18 protein-coding genes are annotated in these 18834 nt (G+C 74.7%); 10 read left to right on the top strand and 8 right to left on the bottom strand.

The annotated features are described in order from the left end of the window. Positions 1-249 precede the first annotated feature (249 nt). Together DEU32_RS14475 and ybaK are read right to left on the bottom strand one after the other, a co-directional pair. Entirely contained in the window at positions 250-2835 is a 2586-nt protein-coding gene (locus DEU32_RS14475) for an ATP-dependent Clp protease ATP-binding subunit (RefSeq protein ID WP_114851170.1), read from the bottom strand. A 95-nt stretch (positions 2836-2930) separates the two neighbouring features. Further along, the gene (gene ybaK, locus DEU32_RS14470; RefSeq protein WP_058743027.1) at positions 2931-3416 is read right to left on the bottom strand and encodes a Cys-tRNA(Pro) deacylase; all 486 of its coding nucleotides are present in this window, start codon (positions 3414-3416) and stop codon (positions 2931-2933) included. 64 nt (positions 3417-3480) lie between these two features. On the opposite strand from ybaK, the gene DEU32_RS14465 reads away from it, so the two are divergent. Both DEU32_RS14465 and DEU32_RS14460 read left to right on the top strand, forming a co-directional pair. After that, positions 3481-3771 (top strand): hypothetical protein, encoded by a 291-nt coding sequence (locus tag DEU32_RS14465; protein WP_058743026.1) that lies wholly within the window; start codon positions 3481-3483, stop codon positions 3769-3771. A 72-nt stretch (positions 3772-3843) separates the two neighbouring features. Then, on the top strand, positions 3844-4584 hold the full coding sequence (locus DEU32_RS14460; RefSeq protein WP_114851216.1) for a membrane protein insertase YidC: 741 nt from the start codon (positions 3844-3846) through the stop codon (positions 4582-4584). Here the strand turns inward: DEU32_RS14460 and DEU32_RS14455 are convergent. Then, positions 4581-4835, bottom strand: a complete 255-nt coding sequence (locus DEU32_RS14455; protein ID WP_114851169.1) for a hypothetical protein — start codon at positions 4833-4835, stop codon at positions 4581-4583. The genes DEU32_RS14460 and DEU32_RS14455 overlap by 4 nt on opposite strands. 109 nt (positions 4836-4944) lie before the next feature. Between DEU32_RS14455 and DEU32_RS14450 the strand changes: the two genes are divergently transcribed. Then, positions 4945-5790, top strand: a complete 846-nt coding sequence (locus DEU32_RS14450) for a hypothetical protein (protein WP_114851168.1) — start codon at positions 4945-4947, stop codon at positions 5788-5790. A gap of 245 nt (positions 5791-6035) precedes the next feature. Then, complete coding sequence (locus DEU32_RS14445) at positions 6036-7397, top strand: MFS transporter (protein ID WP_147281488.1); 1362 nt, start codon at positions 6036-6038, stop codon at positions 7395-7397. Between the two features lie 166 nt (positions 7398-7563). Here the strand turns inward: DEU32_RS14445 and DEU32_RS14440 are convergent, their stop codons facing one another. Together DEU32_RS14440 and DEU32_RS14435 are read right to left on the bottom strand one after the other, a co-directional pair. Next, complete coding sequence (locus tag DEU32_RS14440; protein ID WP_114851166.1) at positions 7564-9831, bottom strand: carboxypeptidase regulatory-like domain-containing protein; 2268 nt, start codon at positions 9829-9831, stop codon at positions 7564-7566. A gap of 113 nt (positions 9832-9944) precedes the next feature. After that, positions 9945-10406 carry an NUDIX domain-containing protein gene (locus DEU32_RS14435; protein WP_114851165.1) on the bottom strand — a complete coding sequence of 154 codons (462 nt, stop codon included), beginning with the start codon at positions 10404-10406 and terminating at the stop codon, positions 9945-9947. A 134-nt stretch (positions 10407-10540) separates the two neighbouring features. On the opposite strand from DEU32_RS14435, the gene DEU32_RS14430 reads away from it, so the two are divergent. After that, the gene (locus tag DEU32_RS14430) at positions 10541-11386 is read left to right on the top strand and encodes a universal stress protein (RefSeq protein ID WP_114851164.1); all 846 of its coding nucleotides are present in this window, start codon (positions 10541-10543) and stop codon (positions 11384-11386) included. Positions 11387-11449: 63 nt separating this feature from the next. Here the strand turns inward: DEU32_RS14430 and DEU32_RS14425 are convergent, their stop codons facing one another. The 3 genes from DEU32_RS14425 to DEU32_RS14415 all read right to left on the bottom strand — a co-directional run bounded on the left by DEU32_RS14425 (position 11450) and on the right by DEU32_RS14415 (position 13994). Further along, a complete protein-coding gene (locus DEU32_RS14425; protein WP_114851163.1) occupies positions 11450-12535 on the bottom strand; it encodes an SGNH/GDSL hydrolase family protein in 1086 nt (361 codons plus the stop codon). Between the two features lie 81 nt (positions 12536-12616). Beyond that, entirely contained in the window at positions 12617-12973 is a 357-nt protein-coding gene (locus tag DEU32_RS14420) for a PRC-barrel domain-containing protein (RefSeq protein ID WP_058743018.1), read from the bottom strand. Positions 12974-13013: 40 nt separating this feature from the next. After that, positions 13014-13994, bottom strand: a complete 981-nt coding sequence (locus tag DEU32_RS14415; RefSeq protein WP_114851162.1) for a glycosyltransferase family 9 protein — start codon at positions 13992-13994, stop codon at positions 13014-13016. 63 nt (positions 13995-14057) lie between these two features. On the opposite strand from DEU32_RS14415, the gene DEU32_RS14410 reads away from it, so the two are divergent. From DEU32_RS14410 to DEU32_RS14390, 5 genes are all read left to right on the top strand, one after another. Further along, entirely contained in the window at positions 14058-14609 is a 552-nt protein-coding gene (locus DEU32_RS14410; protein ID WP_114851161.1) for an HAD-IIIA family hydrolase, read from the top strand. Positions 14610-14683: 74 nt separating this feature from the next. Beyond that, positions 14684-15739 carry a glycosyltransferase family 9 protein gene (locus DEU32_RS14405; RefSeq protein ID WP_181819307.1) on the top strand — a complete coding sequence of 352 codons (1056 nt, stop codon included), beginning with the start codon at positions 14684-14686 and terminating at the stop codon, positions 15737-15739. An 84-nt stretch (positions 15740-15823) separates the two neighbouring features. Next, positions 15824-16825: a glycosyltransferase gene (locus DEU32_RS14400; protein ID WP_114851160.1), complete on the top strand. Its 1002-nt coding sequence runs from the start codon at positions 15824-15826 to the stop codon at positions 16823-16825. Further along, positions 16822-18189 carry a glycosyltransferase gene (locus tag DEU32_RS14395; protein ID WP_114851159.1) on the top strand — a complete coding sequence of 456 codons (1368 nt, stop codon included), beginning with the start codon at positions 16822-16824 and terminating at the stop codon, positions 18187-18189. The genes DEU32_RS14400 and DEU32_RS14395 overlap by 4 nt, the downstream gene beginning before the upstream one ends. Continuing rightward, positions 18186-18812: an SIS domain-containing protein gene (locus DEU32_RS14390; protein WP_114851158.1), complete on the top strand. Its 627-nt coding sequence runs from the start codon at positions 18186-18188 to the stop codon at positions 18810-18812. The genes DEU32_RS14395 and DEU32_RS14390 overlap by 4 nt, the downstream gene beginning before the upstream one ends. The last annotated feature ends 22 nt before the right edge of the window (positions 18813-18834 follow it).

The following is an 18834-nucleotide window of genomic DNA, read 5'->3' as shown; positions in this document are numbered from 1 at the left end:
CGCGTCAGCGGTGACGGATCGGGGAGCCGCCGATCCCACGGACTCCACGGAACGGGTTCATCGCGGTGATCATCATCTTGTCGGCCCCCTTTCATCGTCGTTCAGCCGGTGGTGCTCGTGAACACTATCCATCCCGGGAATGCGAGCGCAACCCTTTTCTCGAAGAAATCCGGAAGAAGTTCCAGATCGCATTCCGCACACGACGACGGCCCGGTACCGAAGCGGTACCGGGCCGTCGTGTGGCGAGGGTCAGACCAGGGCGGTGTCCACGACACCGACCACGAGCGCGCCGTCGACCACGTCCACGCGGACGGTGTCGCCCTCGTGCACGGACTCGTCCACGACCAGGGTCGCGATGCGGTCGTCCACTTCGCGCTGGATGAGCCGACGGAGCGGACGGGCGCCGTACTCCGGCTCGGCACCGTGCTCGGCGAGCCAGGCGGCCGCGGCGTCGGACACCGACAGGGTCATCCCCTGGGCGAGCAGCCGCAGGGAGGTGTCCCGCAGCAGCAGGTCGACGATCGACCGGAGCTGGTCCTGCTCGAGCTTGCGGAACAGCACGATGTCGTCGATGCGGTTGATGAACTCCGGACGCACGGCCTCGCGCAGCCGCCCCATCACGCGGCGCCGCAGGTCGTCCTCGTCGAAACCGCCGTCCCCCGCGGCCGAGAAGCCGAGCGCACCGGACCTCGAGGCGAGGAACTCCGAGCCGATGTTCGACGTCATGACGACGACCGTGTTCCGGAAGTCGACGGTGCGTCCCTGTCCGTCGGTCAGACGCCCGTCGTCGAGCACCTGCAGGAGCAGGTTGAAAACGTCCGGGTGCGCCTTCTCGACCTCGTCGAGCAGGATCACCGAGTACGGGTTGCGCCGCACGCGTTCGGTGAGCTGCCCGGCCTCGCCGTAGCCGACGTACCCGGGAGGGGCACCGACGAGCCGCGAGACCGTGTGGCGCTCGCCGAACTCGCTCATGTCGAACCGGAGCATCGCCGACTCGTCGCCGAAGAGCGACCCGGCGAGGGCCTTCGCGAGCTCAGTCTTGCCGACACCCGTCGGGCCGAGGAACAGGAAGCTCCCGACCGGCCGGCGCGGGTCGCCCATGCCGGTCCGGCTGCGCCGGACGGCCGTCGCGACGGCGCGCACCGCGTCGTCCTGGCCGACGACCCGCTCGTGCAGCTCGTCCTCCAGGCCGGCCAGTCGGCTCCGGTCACCCTGCGTGAGGCGGGTGGCGGGGATCCCGGTGGCCCGGGACACCACCGCGGCGACGTCGGCCTCCGTGATCGTGCGGGCACCCGGTGCCGGACGGGAGGCGCGGCTACCGTCGTCCTGCGAGGCGGCGGTGATCCGTGCCTCCAGTCCGTCGATCTCGTCGCGCAGGCGCGACGCCTCCTCGTAGCGCTCCTCGGCGACCGCGGCGTCCTTCGCCGTGGCGAGGGACGCGACCTGCTCTCGCAGGGCGGCCACGTCGACGTCGCCCGAGCGGGCCAGCCGCCGGCGGGCGCCGGCCTGGTCGATGAGGTCGATCGCCTTGTCGGGCAGGTGCCGGTCGGTGACGTAGCGGTGCGAGAGCTCGACGGCGGCGCGGAGGGCCTGGTCGGTGTACTCGACGTCGTGGTGCTCGGCGTAGCGGGGCGCCAGGCCGGTCAGGATCGCGACCGCGTCCTCGACGCTCGGCTCCCCCACGGTGACGGGCTGGAAGCGGCGTTCGAGGGCGGCGTCCTGCTCGATGCGGCGGTACTCGGCGAGCGTCGTCGCACCGACGAGGTGCAGCTCGCCGCGAGCCAGCCGCGGCTTGAGGATGTTGCCGGCGTCCATCGAGCCGCCCTCGCCGCCACCGCCGGCGCCGACGACGGTGTGCAGCTCGTCGACGAAGACGATGAGTTCGTCGGCGTGCGCAGTGATCTCGTCCATCGCGTTCGTCAGGCGCTCCTCGAAGTCGCCGCGGTAGCGCGTGCCGGCGAGCATGCCGGCGAGGTCGAGGGCGACGACCCGCTTGCCCCGGAGCAGCACGGGGACGTCGCCGTCGGCGATGCGCTGCGCGAGCCCCTCGACGACGGCGGTCTTGCCGACGCCGGGCTCACCGATCAGGACGGGGTTATTCTTGGTGCGGCGGAGCAGGATCTCGACGGTCTGCTCGATCTCGTCGGCGCGCCCGATCACCGGGTCGATGCCGCCCTGGCGGGCGCGCTCGGTGAGGTCGGTGCCGAACTGATCGAGCGTCGGGGTGTCCGACTGCTGCTGCTCGTCGGTGTCGGTGGTACCGGGCACGGGTCGCCCCTCTCGCGCCGCCGCGGCGGCCTGCTGTGCGTACGACTGCATGACCTGCGGGGTCACGCCGGCGCTCGCCAGGAGCTGACCGGTGACGGTCTCCTGGTCCATGACGAGCGCGAAGAAGACGTGCTCGGGGTCGGTGTAGGTGCTGCCGAACCCGCGCGCGGCCTGGGTGGCCTCGACGAGGATGCGCTGCGCGCTCGGGGTGAGGGCGGGGCGGGCGTCGACGGGTGCGTCGGACGGGGCGGGCAGGCGCTGCTCGACCTCGTGCGCGAGGTGCTCGGGGTCGACGCCGGCGGAGCGGACGACCGCGTCGAAGGGTTCGGTGGCGACGAGCTCGTGCAGCAGGTGCAGCGCGTCGAGCTCGCGCTGTCCCTGGGACACGGCGTACGTGGCGGTGCGCTGGAGCAGCTCGTGGGTGCGACGGCTGAGCAGTCGCGTGATGTCGACCGGGCGTCCGAGCGGGACGGACCGCCGGGCGCCGGTCTCCTGGGCCGCGAGGAGTCGTGCGAGGAACTCGTCGAACGAGTCACTGCCGCTGGTCGGGCCGAACGTCTCTGGCAACGGGACCTCCTGGGAACTTGAGTGCCTTCGACTCAATGGAACGCAGGAGGAGCGGGGTCATTCCCGTTCGTCGGAGAAAGTTGCGGCGACCCGACTCAGGTCCGCGCGATCGCCGCGGTCCGGGCGTCCGTGGCGGTGATCAGGTCCGTGGGCGCGAGCTCGATGTCGAACCCGCGGCGGCCGCCCGAGACGAAGATGCTCGCGTACGTCAGGGCGGACTCGTCGACGACCGTCCGCAGCCGGGCCTTCTGGCCGACCGGGCTGATCCCGCCGACGACGTAGCCCGTGCGCTTCTCGGCGAGGGCCGGCAGCGCCAGCGACGCCTTCTTGCCGCCGAGGGCCGCGGCGATCGCCTTGAGGTCCAGCCGGTTCGCCACCGGGACGACCGCGACCGCGAGCTGGCCGTCGACCGACACCACCAGCGTCTTGAAGACCTGCTCCTCGCGCAGGCCGAGCGCGGCCGCTGCTTCTTCGCCGAAGTTCGTCGCCGTCTCGTGGTGCTCGTAGACGTGCGGGGTGTACGGGATCCCCGCCCGCTCGAGGGCGAGGGTCGCTGGGGTGCTCGGCGATCCTGCGGTCATGGCGTCGATCCTGCCCGTCCGCTCCTGCCGGTCGGCTGCGGCGCGCGGGCGTTACGCTGAACGGGTGATCACGCTCGTCGAGGGACTGCTGCGCATCGTCGCGGCGCTCGTCCTCGGCGACCCCGCGGTCGGACCGGCCCCGCTGCTCGCGGTGGCCGCCCTCGGGCTGACGGCCGTCGCGATCGGTGTCGTCGTCGTGCACCTGCTCGCGGTCGTCCTCGGCACCGCACGGCTCCCCCGCCCGGGTCCGGCCGCTGCCGAGGCCGCGGAGCTCGTGACGCGGATCGCGTGGAGCCACCCCGACGCCGACGGACACGTCCGCGGTCGGGCACCGGGAGCACCCGTCCCGGCCTGATCCCGGACGGTGACGACCACCGACGGTGACCGGGCCGCACGCACCCGTGCCCCTCCCACCGATCGGAACCCCGTGGACACCACCACCCTGCCCGTCGTCGGCCCGCTGCTGCACGGCGGCGCCGACCTGCTCACCGCGCTCACCGGCGCCCTCAACCCCGTCGGCGGCGGGTTCGCCGCCGCCCTGGCCGTCGTCGCGCTCACGCTCGCCGTCCGCGTCGCGCTCGTACCCCTGTCCGTGCTGCAGGTCCGGGCCGAACGGGACCGCCGCCGACTCGCCCCACAGCTCGCGGCCCTGCGGCGACGGTACGGATCCGACCGCGAGCGCCTGCAGCGTGCGGCCCAGGAGCTGTACACGTCCGAACGGGTCTCGCCGCTCGCCGGGTGCCTGCCGGTGCTCGCGCAGGCACCGGTGCTGTCGCTCGTGTACACACTGTTCACGCACGCCACGATCGACGGCGCCGTCAACGTGCTGCTCGACGCCACACTCGTCGGGATCCCGCTCGGGCACTCGCTGCTCGTCGTCCTCGCCGGGCCGCTCTGGACGCACGCGTGGGTCGTCCTCGTCCTGCTCGCCGTCCTGACCGTCGTGGTTGAGGCGTCCCGTCGCGCAGCCCTGCGCTGGAACCCGGTCACGCAGGACGGCACCGCACCGGCCGCCACGGTCCGCGTGGGGACGGCCGTCGCCCGGTGGGCACCGTTCGTCTCCGTGGTGTTCGCCGCGGTCGCTCCGCTCGCCGCGACGCTGTACGTCGTGACGAGCGCGGTCTGGACGCTCGGCGAACGAGCCGTGCTGCGCCGGGTGCTGCGCTAGCCGCCCTGCCCCTCCTGCTGCGGGCCCTGGTCGACGGGGTCGTACTCGGACCCGCGGCCCTGCTCCTCGTCGGCCGTCGGGACGTGGCGCTCGGTTCCGCTGCCGCCGGGGCTCGTCGCGACGTAGTCGGCCTCGCCGGACTGGGTGTCGTGCGACAGCGCCTCGAGGGTCTCCGGGTCCGCGTCGTGCCGGACGGCGTCGTCGCGCTCGGTCCCTGGTCGTTCGTCGTCGTGCTCGTGGTGGTCGGTCATGCGTCCCGTCTACCCGTCGCCGACTGGACAGTGGCCGCCCCGTCCGGACGCGCCGGGCGCTCCGGTGGGAACATGGCGGTTGTCCGGTGCGTCCGGACCGGGAGCGCACATGGCCGACGACGACGTCGCGACGGAACGGGCGCGGCTCGAGGCACTCGCGTGGGGTGCCGAGACGCCGCCGGACGAGGCTGCGCGGGCGCGGCTCGCCCTGCAGGCCCTGGCGAGCAGCACCGCGGACCACGGACGGGAGGCACGCCCCGCGCCCGCCCCGCCGGCCGCCCCTGACAGCCGGTCACCCCGCGCGGCCGGCCCCGGCGCGGTGCCCGACCGCGCGGCCGCACCGGTCGCCGCCGTGGCAACAGTCGCGCCGGAGGCGGCCACGGACCGAGCGGAGGCGCGGGACGGCGGTGAGGCGGACCTCCAGGCCGGTGCGCCGCAGACGGTCCGCAGCCGCCTCGCCGGGCTGCTGTGGACGGCCAGGCCGCGCGTCTGGATCGCGGTCGGCGCAGCGGCGACCATCGCGGTCGCGTTCGCCGCCGGCACGCTCGTCGGCACCGCGCGCGACCAGCCGGCCGTCGGCCCGAGCACCACGCCGACGCCGGGGACGGTCACGCTCGAGGAGCTGCTCGACATGCCGCAGACGTACGCGGACCAGCTGCCTGGCCCCGTCGAGGCGCCGGTGAGCCTGCGGACGACGCGACTGGTGTTCACGAACCGGGCGCTCGACGGGAGCGCCTTCGAGACGCCGTGGAACGTCTGGGCCGGCATCGGGACGGACCGCTCGACCATCTGCCTGGTCGCGACGGCGAACCGGCTCGAGTCGACGACCGCGTGCTACCCGCGCGAGGAGGCACTGCACGGGTCGGTGTCCCTGTCCGCGCAGTCGATGAGCGGGACGCTGACGCTGACGTTGCGTGGCGGCGGCGTGCAGGGCACGGTGACGAACGAGAACTGATCCCGGCCGATCGGGAATGCCCGCACGGGCACTGCGTTGGAGCGCTCCTAGGAGTTTCTCGGCGAACCCCCTCGCGCGATCCGGATGCACCGTGCAACACTGGATGAGCGCACTCGCCGTGGAGTCGTCCACCACATCCCGGGTCTTCCGACCCGGTCCACACCACCGCGAGCGCGCATCGCGCACCACCGTCACGACGGTCGGTCCGACGCGTGCTCCGCCGTTCCCCGGAGGAGGTCAGCAGCGTGTCCACGAACACCACCACCTCGGCCGTGTCGACGAACACGAGGCCGATCACCGTCACCACGCAGTCCGTCGTCGGCATCGCCGTGCTCGGGCTCGCCACGTTCTTCGCGATCACGACCGAGCTCATGCCGGTCGGTCTGCTCCGCACCATGAGCCGCGACCTCCGGGTCAGCGAGTCCACCATGGGCATCGTCGTCACCGTCTACGCCGCGGCCGTCGCCCTGCTCGCGCTCCCGCTGACGTCGTTCACCGCGCGGCTCCCCCGCAAGACCGTCCTCGTCGCGACGCTCGTCGGGTACGCGGTGTCGAACGTCCTCGTCGCCACGGCGCCGTCGTTCGCGGTCGTCTGCGCGGGCCGGGTCGTCGGCGGCGTCGCGCACGCGCTGTTCTTCTCGGTCGCGTCGGCCTACGCCACGCGCATCGTGCCGCCGCGGCTCGCCGGCCGGGCGATCGCGTTCGTCTACTCGGGCAGCTCGCTGGGCTTCGTCCTCGGCGTCCCGATCGCGACGTGGGTCGCGCAGACCATCGGGTGGCGTCCGGCCGTCGGCGCCGTCGCCCTGGCCGCCGCGGCGCTCGCCGTCGTCGCCGCCGCGTTCCTGCCGGCAGTCCGCGGCAGCTCCTCGCCGCACATCGGTTCACCGCGCGCCTGGGCGCGGACCGGGCTGCTCTCCGTCGTCGTCGCCGACCTGCTGCTGTTCGCCGGTCACTACGTCGTCTACACGTACATCGGCCCGTACGCGATCGACGCCGGGCTCGACGCCGGCATGGTCAGCGGCGCGCTCCTCGTGCTCGGCGGCACCGGGGTCGTCGGCCTCTGGCTCGCCGGGATGTTCGTCGACCGGGCACCCCGCCAGACGCTGGTCGCAGCGATCGCCGTGATGGCCGCCGCGTTCGCCACGATGCCGTTCGTGCACGGCTCGCTCGTCGGCACGATGGTGGTCGCCGGGATCTGGATGGCGGCCAACGGCACCACCGGCACGCTGTTCATGGCGGCGGCGATCCGCACCGGTGGCGTCTCCCCCGACATCGCGGGTGCGCTCGTCAACGGGGCGTCGAACATCGGCATCGCGGGCGGCGCGGCGATCGGCGGGCAGGCACTCGGGGTCGTCGGGCTGCAGTGGCTGCCGTTCGCGGGTGCGGTCGTGCTCGTCGGGTCCCTCGGGGTGGTCGTCGCCGCTCGCCGCGGGTTCCCCGTGCACACGCACGCGCAGGAGCACCTGTCGACGTCGTCGATCGAGGCGATCACGTCCTCGCTCGCGGTCGTCACCACGTCGGTCCCGGTGGTGAGCCGGGCGGTCCAGACGCTCACCGGTTCGGTCGCCGTGGCGACGGGGTCGGTGCCCACCCGTCGGCGGCGCTGAGGGGCGCGGGCGGGGCGCCGAGCGGGCCAGATCTGTCACGCTCGGCATCGTCCGCCGACACGATCTGCACGGTCGGCGATCGACGGGCGGGGTGTCGTGCGCGCTCGGTGCACGCACGAGGACGGGCGGGTCGGCTGGCGCCGGCCCGCCCGTCCTCGTGCATGGGTCAGTCCTGCCGCAGTGCGGGGCTTCGCCGGGTACAAAGGCGCCGACCGGCCAGCACGGCACCGCCGAGGAGCACGAGCACGCCGGCGGCGACGAGCGCCGGGGTGAACTCGGCGCCGGTGTACGCGAGCGGACCGGCCGCGCCGCCGCCGGTGGTCCCCCCACCGTCGGCGACCGGCTGGGTCGGGGGCGTGCTCGGGGAGGGCGTCGGGGTCGGGGTGACCGCGGCTGCCGGCAGCGCGATGGTCAGCGGAGTGGGCGTCCCACCGACGGCGACCGTCGTCACGGTCACGGGTTCGCTGGCGACGTCACCGGTGGAGGCGACCACGGAGTACTCGGTCTCCGGTCGCAACCCGGGGAGCACGAAGGCACCCTCCTGGTCGGTGGTCACGGTCACCGCGGCACCGTCGGCCGGGTCGGTCGGGGTGGCGACGACCTGGACGTCCGGCGCGGACGAACCGTCGGCCTCGGTCACGGTGCCGGGCTGGGACACCGTCGGCAGCGGGAGGACGAAGTCCACCGGGGTCGGCGCGGCACCGACGTCCACGGTCGTGACGACCTGCGCCGCCGCGCCGTCGACGGTGATCCGGTACGGCGTGCCGGGCGTGAGCCCCGCGAGGTCGTAGCCGCCGTCGGCGTTCGTCGAGACGACCACGACCGATCCGGCGCCGGCGTCGACCGGTCGCGCCGTCACGCTGACCCCGCCGATCGGGGTGCCGTCCTCGTACCGCACCGACCCCGGCTGGGAGACCGTCGCCGGGACGGGCGTCGTGAACGGGAAGTCCGCCGTCGCCGTGCCGTCGGCCGCGACGGTCACCGACACCTCGGTCGTCCCGGTGGTGCCGGTCGGCGCCGTGGTCCGGACCGTGTACGTGCCGGGACGGACACGGAGGTCGTACCTGCCGTCCGCCGCGGTGTCGAACGAGGTGACGACCTCGCCGCCCTGCAGGAGCTCGATGCGCGCGGGGTCGCCCGGCGCGGTCCCGTCCACCGTGACCCGTCCGCTCACCGTGCCGAGCGGCGCCTGGACGACGAGCGGTGGGACGGTCGCGGCCGGGTCACCGTCGGCCCCGGTGGTCACGGTGACGGGGGTGGCGCCGTCGGTCGTGGCGACGACGGGCGTGCCCGCGGGCAGTCCGGGCACGGTGTACCGGCCCTCCGCGTCGGCGACGACCTCGGCGAGTGTCGCGCCGGTCGCCTGGTCGGTCACGATCACGGTGACGTCGGCGACCGGTGTGCCGTCGGTGTCGACGACCGTCCCGTCGACGACGACCGTGCCGGGCGGTGTCGCGAACACGAAGTCGGCATCCGTGACGTCAGCGCGCAGGGACACCGGCGCGGGAGCGGTGGTGACGGTGGCGTTGTCCGGCGTCGCGACCGACAGCCGGTAACCGTCCGCCTGCGTCAACGCGTCGAACGTGTAGCGGCCCTGGCCGTCCGTCGTGGTCGTGTACTCGGCGCCGTTGGGCGCGGTGACGGTCACGAGCGTGTCCGCCAGGGCCTCGCCGTCGAGCGTCGCGGTCCCGGACAGGGCGGACGTCTTGTTCGCGAACCAGGTCTGGTAGACGGGGAAGCCGCTCCGCTGCTGGTACGTGATGGTCAGCGTGGCGAGGGACGCGGTCGGTGTGAACCACGCCGACGCCCCCGCGGTGTCGTTCGCGGCGGCGTTCCCGACCAGGACGCCGGACGTGGCGTCCCAGGTCGGTCGGTCCTGACCGGGTGCGGTGCCGCCCGGGTCCAGCGGGCAGCTCCAGCCTCCGGGCGAGACCGTCGAGCACGAGTTGTACGAGCCCTGGTACCCGAGCTGCGCGACGGACGCCGGGGAACCGTCCGCGAGGGTCGCGGTGATGGTCGCCTGGTCGGCGTCGATGTCGCCCAGCACGAACGACCAGCCACCGGCACCCGGGGTCCCACCCGCGAAGGTGTAGGTCGTGACGGCGGGGTTCTGCGCGTTGTTCGCCGCCGGACGTTGGTTGACGTACGAGCTGTCCCGACTCGATCCGTACACGGCGCCGGGAGGTGTCGACGGCCCCTGCCACGTGGAACGACCCGACACCACGGTGGTCTGGCTCGAGTTCGTCGTGAAGGTCGTCTCCGGGAACCCGGGCAGCGTCAGCGTCCCGGAGGTCACGGGTGTGCCTGCCGTCACGGCGAAGGCACCCCAGTGCCCCGTCGTCGCGGCGGACGCGGACGTCGCGCCGGTCACCGCCAACCCTGCTCCCAGGACGAGACCGGTGATCCCGGCCGTGATCGTGCGCCGTCCGCGCATGCAAGCTCCCCTGTTCCGCGTCGAGTGATCCTCGACGTTTCTTCAGGCTGCCAGGAGGCGCGGGAGCGGGTCAATCGTCGTCCGGAAGGCGCACACGGTGCTCCGACGGACGATCACTCGAAGGCGGGAAGGCGGTCGAGCACGGCGACCTGACCGGTGACGAGCAGCGCGCGGGCCTCGTCCACGCCGACCCACCGCCCTTCGTCGACCTCCGGCACCTCGACGGAACGGCCGGAGCCCCGCGGGAGCTCGAGACGGACGGTGTTGCTCCGGACCGCGTCAACCACGAAGTCGTCGGCCCGTCGCGCGAAGACGCGGACCCGCTTGCCGGAGGCCTGCCGGACCTCCCCGAGGTCGACGGTGGTGCCGTCCGGGGCCGGCACACCGACCTCCTCCGCGAACTCCCGGAGCGCCGCGGCGAGCGGGTCCTCGCCGGGGTCGAGCAGGCCCTTCGGGATCGACCAGGCGCGGGGCCGTCGCCGCCAGAACGGTCCGCCCATGTGCACGAGGAAGACCTCCGGCCCCTCGGAGTCGGGGGCCCGACGGTGCAGCAGGAGTCCGGCGCTGGTGACCACGGCCCGAGCGTAGTGCGGACCCTCGGCGATCGCTCAGGACGGCCACGGCGCAGACCGGTCCGGAGGGCGTAGCTTCCGGCCTCAGAGGCGCCGAACGACGCCCCGGAGGACCCCGGACGAGGAGGTCGATCGGGATGGACGGACGATGGACGACGGTCACGCTGGCGGCGGACGCCGCGCGACCCCACGACGAGGCCGTGCGGTGGGTCACCGAGCACGTCGGCGACGTCGAGCGGGTGCACGTCATCGGTGTGGACCCGGCGAGCGAGGCCCGCGTCGGCCCGGACGGCGTCCGGGTCGCGGACGCCGTCGCGCGGGCCGTGCAGGACGGCGTACCGACGGCCGACGTGACGGTCCGACGGCACGCGGGCTCCTTCGCCCGGGCACTCGTGGACGAGTCGGACGAAGGCGACCTGCTGGTCGTCGGCACGTACCGCGGCCGACGCGGTTCGACGGCCGGCGGGGACCCGGCCCGCGTCGCCGAGCGCGCGGCGGTGCCCACGGTGGTCGTGCCGGACGGGCCGCACCCGATCGCCGGCGACGTCGTCCTGGCGGTCGACGAGCCGCCCGACGCGCACGCCGAGGCCCTGGCGGTCGCGGAGGCCCGGCGGACGCACCGGCGGCTGACACTGCTCCGGGCGTGGGAGATGCCGGTGCTCACCCGGACCGGGCTCACCGACTTCGCGGAGGAGCCGCTCCGGTGGCGCACCCGGAACGCCGAGCTCCTGCAGCGGGTCACCGCCGCCGTGACGGCTCGGCACCCGGACGTCCGCGTGCACCCGCTGCTCGTCGAGGGACGTCCGGGGCACGCCATCGCCGCGCACACCCGGCGGGCGTCGCTCGTGGTGCTCGGCGTCGGACACGTGCACGCACTGTCCGGCTCGGTGCTCCACGACGTCCTGCGCGAGACGGTGTCGCCGGTCCTGGTCGTCCCGCCTGCGGCGCACGCCGCGACCGCGATCGACGAGGTCAGCGCCTGACACCGCGCCGGGCCGGGTCCGGCAGACGGCAGCGGACGCGGTCCGAGCCTCGGCGGCAGCAGGTCAGCCGGCCAGGTCCCGCACCGCTGCGGCCACCCGACCGGTCAGCCACGCCACCCCGCGCTCGTTCGGGTGCAGGGCGCCGGGGACCAGGTCGATCCGGCTGAGGTTGCCGCTGCCCTCGAGCGACACGCCGGCGACGTAGGAGCCCTTCGTCGCGCAGGCCGAGTGCGCCTGCGACGCCGCGAAGACGTCGACGAACCGGACCCCGGCCGCCCGCGCGGCGTCGGCGGACGCGGTGTCGAGCTCCTCCTGCACGCCGTGCAGGTAGCGGACGTCGGTGTCGGTGAAGGGGAAGGTGTCGGACGGGAACGACCCCGCGAGGGAGCCGAGGTCGAGCGCGGACCGGAAGCAGCCGCCCCTCGGCGTGTGCTCGGCGTCCGGGAAGATCGCCGGGTACCCGAGGAACACGACGACGGCGTTCGGCGCCGCGGCGCGGACGGCCCCCAGCGTCTCGGCGATCGACAGCGCCACGCGGGACCGGATCTTCACGCCGAGCTGGTCCTCGCCGTCGCGGACGAGCGTGCTGCGGCACGACGGGGCGTCGCGGCCGGAGAACACCGGGCCCTTCGACGACAGCGCCAGGCACGACGCCGCGGTGCCGAACAGGTCGGCGTCGTTCCCACCGATGGTGATCGTCACGAGCCGCGTCCGGTCGGACAGTGCTCGGACCTGCGGCGGCACCCCGCGGAACTGGAAGCCCGACACGACGTCGTCCGAGGTCGCGCCCGCGCAGGTGACGTCCGTCAGCGCGAGCCCGAAGCGCGCGGCGATGCGGTGCGGGTAGTCACGCGCGGACTGGGCGCAGGCGTCGGTGGGCAGGTGCGTCGGGTCGTCGAGCCCGTACCCGGCCGAGTACGAGTCGCCGAGCGCGACGTACTCCGACCCCGGCGGGATCGCGGCGAGGGACTCCGGCGGGTCGGACGGGACCGGGTACGGCGCCGGCACGGGCCACATCGGCGCGGCGACCGCCGCACCCGAACCACCGACACCAGCACCGCCGCCGAGCGCGGACGCGCCCACGAGCGCCACGACCGCCAGGCCACCGAGCACGGCACGGCGGAGCGCCGGACGGACGCGGCGGAGCACCGGACGGGAGCGGGTCAGGACGAGCCTCCGGGGAGTCGGGACGCGGACGGGACCACCTAGGCTAACCGTCCCGCCCGAGCGTCACCGACGACCGAGTCGCCGCTCTCCCCCGCTGCCGGTCTGGTACTGCAGGCCGTAGTGCTCGTAGAGCACCGGCTCGGTCGATGCCTCGAGCTCGCCGTCGGTCGGGATCGACGGCGCGTCCTTGACGAGCTTCTTCGGGAACGCCACGCGCAGGTGCTTCGGCGCCACGGTCGCCCCGACGAGCGGGACGAAGAGGAGCTTCTGGAACCCGACGAGGCCCGTCGTCACCGATCCGAACGCCGGCTCCGAGGTCGCGGTGTCGTAGTAGATGCTCTCGAGGGTCCCGACCTTGTCCTCGGCCTCGTCGACGACCGTCAGGCCGATCCAGTCGCGGATGTCAGTTGCTTCGAACACGGCGGGCTCCCATCGGAGGCGGAACAGGTCCGGTCCGACGCTACCGGGCGGCGGACGGGACGGTCACGGCGAGCGAGTCCACGGCGTCGAGGACGTCCTGCACGCCGACCGCGAGGAGCGCCGGGTCCGGGTCCTCGGCGAACACGTCACCGCGCCGCACCGACGCGTCGGTCAGCACCACGTGCGGTCCCGAGGCCGGCGGTCCCCACGCCTCCGGCGGCGCCGGACCGAACACGACGACCGACGGCACCCCGTAGGCCGACGCGAGGTGCGCCGCACCGGTGTCGACGGTCACGACGACGCTCGCGGCCGCGACGACCGCCGCGAACGGCTGCAGGTCGAGCACGCCGGCCAGGACCGCGTCGGGTGCCAGCCCGGCCGCCTGCGCGACGGCGGCGGCGCGCTCGACGTCGTCCGTGCCTCCCGTCAGGACGACCCGGTGTCCGCGTTCCCGCAGCCCGCGCGCGACCGCGGCGAACCGGTCCGTCGGCCAGTGCCGGGCACCGTGGAAGGCGCCCACGTGCACGACCGCCGCACCGGGCGCGACCGACGGCTCGGCCGGACGCGCGATCGCGACCTCGTCGGCGTCCGCCGGGATCCCGTGCCAGGTCAGCAGGCGCGCCCACCGCTCGCGTTCGTGCACGTCGTCCGGCCAGGGCGGGCCGTCGTTGCCGTGGAGCGGGTCGGCGTGGCCGATCACGCGGCGTGCGCCGAGGGCGGCGACGAGGTCCGAGGACTGCGGGCCGACGCCGTGCAGGTTCACCGCGACGTCGACCACGCCGGCCGGCGCCGCGATCGCGTGGTCGAGTCCGTGCTGGGCGAGGTGCACGTCCACGGGCAGCAGCTCGACCACCGGTGCCAACCAGGCCGTCGTGGCGAGCGTGATGCGGTGGCCGGGGAAGGCCCGGCGGAGGGCGTGCAGCGCGGGGACGGCGACGAGCGCGTCCCCGAGCTTGATGGCGCGGAGGACGAGCAGGTCCGGGCGCCCGTCGGACGGGGGCAGTACGGGGACGGCGGTCACCGCGCCGACGCTAACCGGACGTGCCTGGGGTGCTTCACGGCGTCGGACCGGTAGCAGTGCAGCATGCCCCTCGCGACGGACCGCGTCATCCGCGGTGTCCTCTTCGACCGTGACGACACGCTCGTGATCGACGTCCCCTACAACGCCGACCCGCACCGGGTGGTCCCCGTGCCGGGGGCGCACCGGGCCGTCGAACGGGCACGGGCCGCCGGGCTCCGCGTCGGCGTCGTCACGAACCAGTCGGTCGTCGCCAAGGGCATGGCCACCCGCGAGCAGGTCGACGCCACGAACGCCCGGGTCGACGAGCTCGTCGGACCCTTCGACGTGTGGTGCGTCTGCCCGCACGACGCCGGGGACGCGTGCCGGTGCCGCAAGCCTCGGCCCGGCATGGTGCTCGACGCCGCGGCGGCGCTCGGCCTGGACCCCGCCGAGCTCGTCGTCGTCGGGGACATCGGTGCCGACGTCGGTGCCGCGCTCGCCGCGGGGGCGCAGGGGATCCTCGTGCCGACCGCGCGGACCCGGGCGGAGGAGGTGGCGGCCGCGGACACGGTCGTCGGCTCCCTCGACGACGCCGTGGACCTGGTGCTCGCCCGCGTCCCCGCGGAACAGGCGTGAGCGGCAGCACGGGCCTGCCCGGCAGGACCGACACCGGCACCGGCGCCGACCCCGCCCGCCGCCCCCGCGTCCTCGTGGTCCGCCTCGACTCCTTCGGCGACGTCCTGGTCACCGGTCCGGCCGTCCGCGCCGTCGCCGCCGGCGCCGCCCACGTCACGATGCTCTGCGGCCCGCAGGGTGCCCCCGCCGCCGACCTGCTGCCCGGGGTCGACCGCGTGCGCGTCTGGGCGGCGCCGTGGGTGACCGAGACCGCCCGCCCGATCGACGACGCCCTGCTCGGCGAGTTCCGCGCGCTCGTCACCGAGGAACAGCCGGACGAGGCCGTCGTCCTGACGTCCTTCCACCAGTCACCGCTGCCGGTCGCGCTGCTCCTGCGCCTGGCCGGCGTGGCGCGCGTCACCGGCGCCTCGGTGGACCACCCCGGGTCGCTGCTGGACGTGCGCCTGCGACCGGGCGAGGACCTCCCCGAGGACCTGCCCGAACCCGAGCGCGCCCTCCGCATCGCCGCGGCCGCCGGGTTCGCGCTGACCCCGACCGACGACGGGAGGCTCGTGGTGCGCCACGACGCCGTCGCACCACCCGAGGTGGTCGCCCTGGGTCGGTACGTGGTCGTGCACCCCGGCGCGAGCGTGCCCGCCCGCGCTTGGCCGGAGGACCACCACCGCGCGCTCGTCGCCGCCTACGCCGAGCGCGGGGTCCCCGTGGTCGTCACCGGCAGCCCGGGTGAGCGGGCGCTCACGGCCGCGGTCGCCGGGGACACCGCGCTCGACCTCGGCGGTCGGACCAGCCCCGCCGAGCTCGCCGCGGTGCTCGCCGGCGCCGAAGTGGTCGTCGTCGGGAACACCGGGCCCGCCCACCTCGCCGCCGCGGTCGGCGCCCGGATCGTCAGCCTGTTCTCGCCCGTGGTGCCCGCGGTGAAGTGGGCGCCCTACGCGCCGGACGTCGAACTGCTCGGCGACCAGCAGGCGCCGTGCCGCCTGAGCCGGGCCCGCGAGTGCCCCGTCGCCGGACACCCCTGCCTGTCCACGGTGCGCGTCGAGGACGTCCTGGCGGCCCACGAACGGCTCCTCGGACGCGCTCCGCGGATGAACACGAGAAGCCTGCGAGGTCCGGCAGCGGGCGCTGCGTAGCGTGCGCCACTGCTCCTCCTGCTCCTCGCCGACCCCGGCGACGGAGCGTCCGGGAGGGGCTCAGGACGAGACGGAAGGCCCTGCATGCGGATCCTCGTGTGGCACGTGCACGGCGGCTGGATGGACGCCTTCGTCCGCGGCCCTCACGAGTACCTCATCCCGACCACCCCGGCGCGAGACGCCTGGGGGCTCGGACGCGGCGGCCGCGACTGGCCGGCGAACGCGATCGAGATCGACCCCGCCGACGTCGCCGACGCGGAGGTCGACGTGGTCGTCCTGCAGCGCACCGAGGAGCTCGAGGAGGCGGCGCGCCTGCTCGGCGGCCGCGAGGTGCCGACGGTCTTCGTGGAGCACAACGCACCGCGCATCGACGTACCGAACAGCCTGCACCCGCTCCGCGACCGCGACGACCTGCTGATCGCGCACGTGACGCACTGGAACGCCCTGATGTGGGACTGCGGGACCACCCGCACGACCGTCGTCGAGCACGGCGTGGTCGACCCCGGGCCGCTGTACACCGGCAGGCTCGAGCGCTTCGGCGTCGTGATCAACGAGCCGGTGCGCCGCGGCCGGGTCGTCGGCACCGACCTGCTCCCCCGCTTCGCCGCGGTCGCTCCGGTCGACGTCTGGGGCATGGGCACCGAGCGGCTGCCCGAGGCTGGCCTCGGCGACCGCGTCGTCCCCCGCGGCGACGTCCCCGCCGACCCGATGCACGCGGCCCTCGCCGAGCGCCGCGCCTACGTGCACCCGAACCGGTGGACGTCGCTCGGCCTGTCGCTCATCGAGGCGATGCACATGGCGATGCCGGTGCTCGTCCTCGCGACGACCGACGCACCGCGGAGCGTGCCCGCCGACGCCGGCGCGATCGGGACCGACGTGGCGGACCTGGTCCGCGCCTCCAGGACGCTCCTGGAGGACCCCGAGGAGGCGCGCCGACGGGGCGCCGTGGCACGGGAGGCCGCGCTCGCGCGGCACGCGCTGCCCCGGTACCTCGCGGACTGGGACGACCTCCTCGACGACGCCGTCGCGCGGGGTGCGCGACGCGGACGCGCGACGGCCGTCGCGCTGGAAGGGAGCACCCGATGAAGATCGCCATGGTCTCCGAGCACGCGAGCCCGCTCGCGGTGCTCGGTGGTGTCGACGCCGGCGGGCAGAACGTGCACGTCGCCGAGCTCTCCGGGGCGCTGGCCGACCGCGGCCACCAGGTGACGGTGTACACCCGCCGCGACGACGCCGCACTGCCCGTCCGGGTGCCGCTGCGTCCGGGCGTCGAGGTCGTGCACGTCGACGCCGGACCCGCCCGGCACGTCCCCAAGGACGACCTGTTCCCGTTCATGGACACCTTCGCCGCGGTGCTCGCGGCCGAGTGGTTCGTGGACCGCCCCGACGTGGTGCACGGGCACTTCTGGATGTCCGGGCACGCCGCACTCGACGCCGTCCGGCAGGTCCAGGCCCGCACCGGGGGCGTCCGCATCCCCGTCGTGCAGACCTTCCACGCGCTCGGCGTCGTGAAGCGCCGCCACCAGGGCTCGGCGGACACGAGCCCCGCGGAGCGCGAGTGGGTCGAGCCCGCGGTCGGGCGCAGCGTCGACCAGGTCGTCGCGACCTGCTCGGACGAGGCGTTCGAGCTGAAGGCCCTCGGCGTCCCCCTGCACGCCATCTCGGTCGTACCGTGCGGCGTCGACACCGAGCTGTTCACCCCGGACGGGCCCGCCGAGGAGCGGGGTCGCCCGTTCCGGGTCCTGACCGCGTCCCGGTTGGTCCGGCGGAAGGGCGTCGGCACCACGATCGCCGCCCTCGCCCGGCTGCTCGACGAGGGCCGCGACGTCGAGCTCGTCGTCGTCGGCGGTGCCGGGACGGCCGGGTCCGACCTGGTCGACGACCCGGAGTACCAGCGCCTGGACGCCCTCGCGCGCTCGCTCGGTGTCCGCGACCACGTGACCTTCCGCGGCCAGCTCGGGCAGCACGACATGCCCGCCGTCTACCGGAGCGCCGACGTCGTCGTGTGCGCCCCCTGGTACGAGCCGTTCGGCATCGTGCCGCTCGAGGCGATGGCGTGCGGCCGACCGGTCGTGGCGTCGAGCGTCGGCGGCCTGATCGACACGGTCGTCGAGGACGCCACCGGCCTGCACGTCCCCCCGCGGGACGAGGAGGCCGTCGCCGAGGCCGTCGGGCTCGTGCTCGACGACAGCGCCCGGCGCGAGGCCTACGGTCGCGCCGGACGGGAGCGTGCGGAGGCCCGCTACACCTGGCACAAGGTCGCCGCGGACAGCGAGCGCGTCTACGAGCGGCTCGTCGCCGGGTCCGGTGCCACCGTGCCCGCTCCCGACGTCGCCGCGACCGGCACCGCCCCCGCCGCGGTGCCCACCCCCATGACCACGGGCTCCCGCCCCACCCGCGCCGGCCGGACCCTCCGCCCGTCGCTCCCGACGGAGAGGACCGCACGATGACCATCGACCAGCAGACCGGGACCCTCGACCCGGGCACCGAGCGCACGAGCGTCCGGTCCGTCGTCGACCACATCGCCGCATCCGTGCCGGTGATCGCGTCCCTCGTCGACCACCAGGACCACATCGCCGCGTGGGCGGACGACATCGCCGGGCGCCTGGTCGCCGGCCGCCGGCTCCTCGCCGCGGGCAACGGCGGGTCCGCGGCCGAGGCGCAGCACCTGACGTCGGAGCTCACCGGCCGCTTCGACGGCGACCGGCCCGCGTACTCCGCGATCTCGCTGCACGCCGAGAGCTCCGCCGTCACGGCCATCGGGAACGACTACGGCTACGACGAGGTCTTCGCCCGCCAGGTCACGGCGCACGCCCGGGCCGGGGACGTCCTCGTCCTCCTGAGCACGAGCGGCAAGAGCCCGAACCTGCTCCGTGCCGCGGCGGCCGCGTGGGCCGTCGGCGCCCGGTCGATCGCGATGACCGGTCCCGGACCGAACCCGCTCGCCGACGCGGTCGACGACGCGATCTGCATCGACGGCCCCTCCGCGAACGTGCAGGAGGCGCAGCTCGTCCTCGTGCACGCGCTGTGCCGGGCGATGGAGCCCGCCCTCCGCCGCGGGGGCCGACGGTGACCGGCAGCACGACCGGCAGCAC

The organism is Curtobacterium sp. AG1037 (assembly GCF_003349855.1).
Classification (GTDB): domain Bacteria; phylum Actinomycetota; class Actinomycetes; order Actinomycetales; family Microbacteriaceae; genus Curtobacterium; species Curtobacterium citreum.
The sequence above is the reverse complement of the archived record's forward strand: the minus strand, read 5'-3'. Positions and strand labels throughout refer to the sequence as shown.

Excerpts from the sequence above, each read along its gene's own strand:
- DEU32_RS14400 (WP_114851160.1), top strand. The coding sequence starts at position 15,824 with ATGCGGATCCTCGTGTGGCACGTGCACGGCGGCTGGATGGACGCCTTC.
- DEU32_RS14440 (WP_114851166.1), bottom strand. The coding sequence starts at position 9,831 with ATGCGCGGACGGCGCACGATCACGGCCGGGATCACCGGTCTCGTCCTG.
- DEU32_RS14430 (WP_114851164.1), top strand. The coding sequence starts at position 10,541 with ATGGACGGACGATGGACGACGGTCACGCTGGCGGCGGACGCCGCGCGA.
- ybaK (WP_058743027.1), bottom strand. The coding sequence starts at position 3,416 with ATGACCGCAGGATCGCCGAGCACCCCAGCGACCCTCGCCCTCGAGCGG.
- DEU32_RS14390 (WP_114851158.1), top strand. The coding sequence starts at position 18,186 with ATGACCATCGACCAGCAGACCGGGACCCTCGACCCGGGCACCGAGCGC.
- DEU32_RS14450 (WP_114851168.1), top strand. The coding sequence starts at position 4,945 with ATGGCCGACGACGACGTCGCGACGGAACGGGCGCGGCTCGAGGCACTC.
- DEU32_RS14455 (WP_114851169.1), bottom strand. The coding sequence starts at position 4,835 with ATGACCGACCACCACGAGCACGACGACGAACGACCAGGGACCGAGCGC.
- DEU32_RS14410 (WP_114851161.1), top strand. The coding sequence starts at position 14,058 with ATGCCCCTCGCGACGGACCGCGTCATCCGCGGTGTCCTCTTCGACCGT.
- DEU32_RS14395 (WP_114851159.1), top strand. The coding sequence starts at position 16,822 with ATGAAGATCGCCATGGTCTCCGAGCACGCGAGCCCGCTCGCGGTGCTC.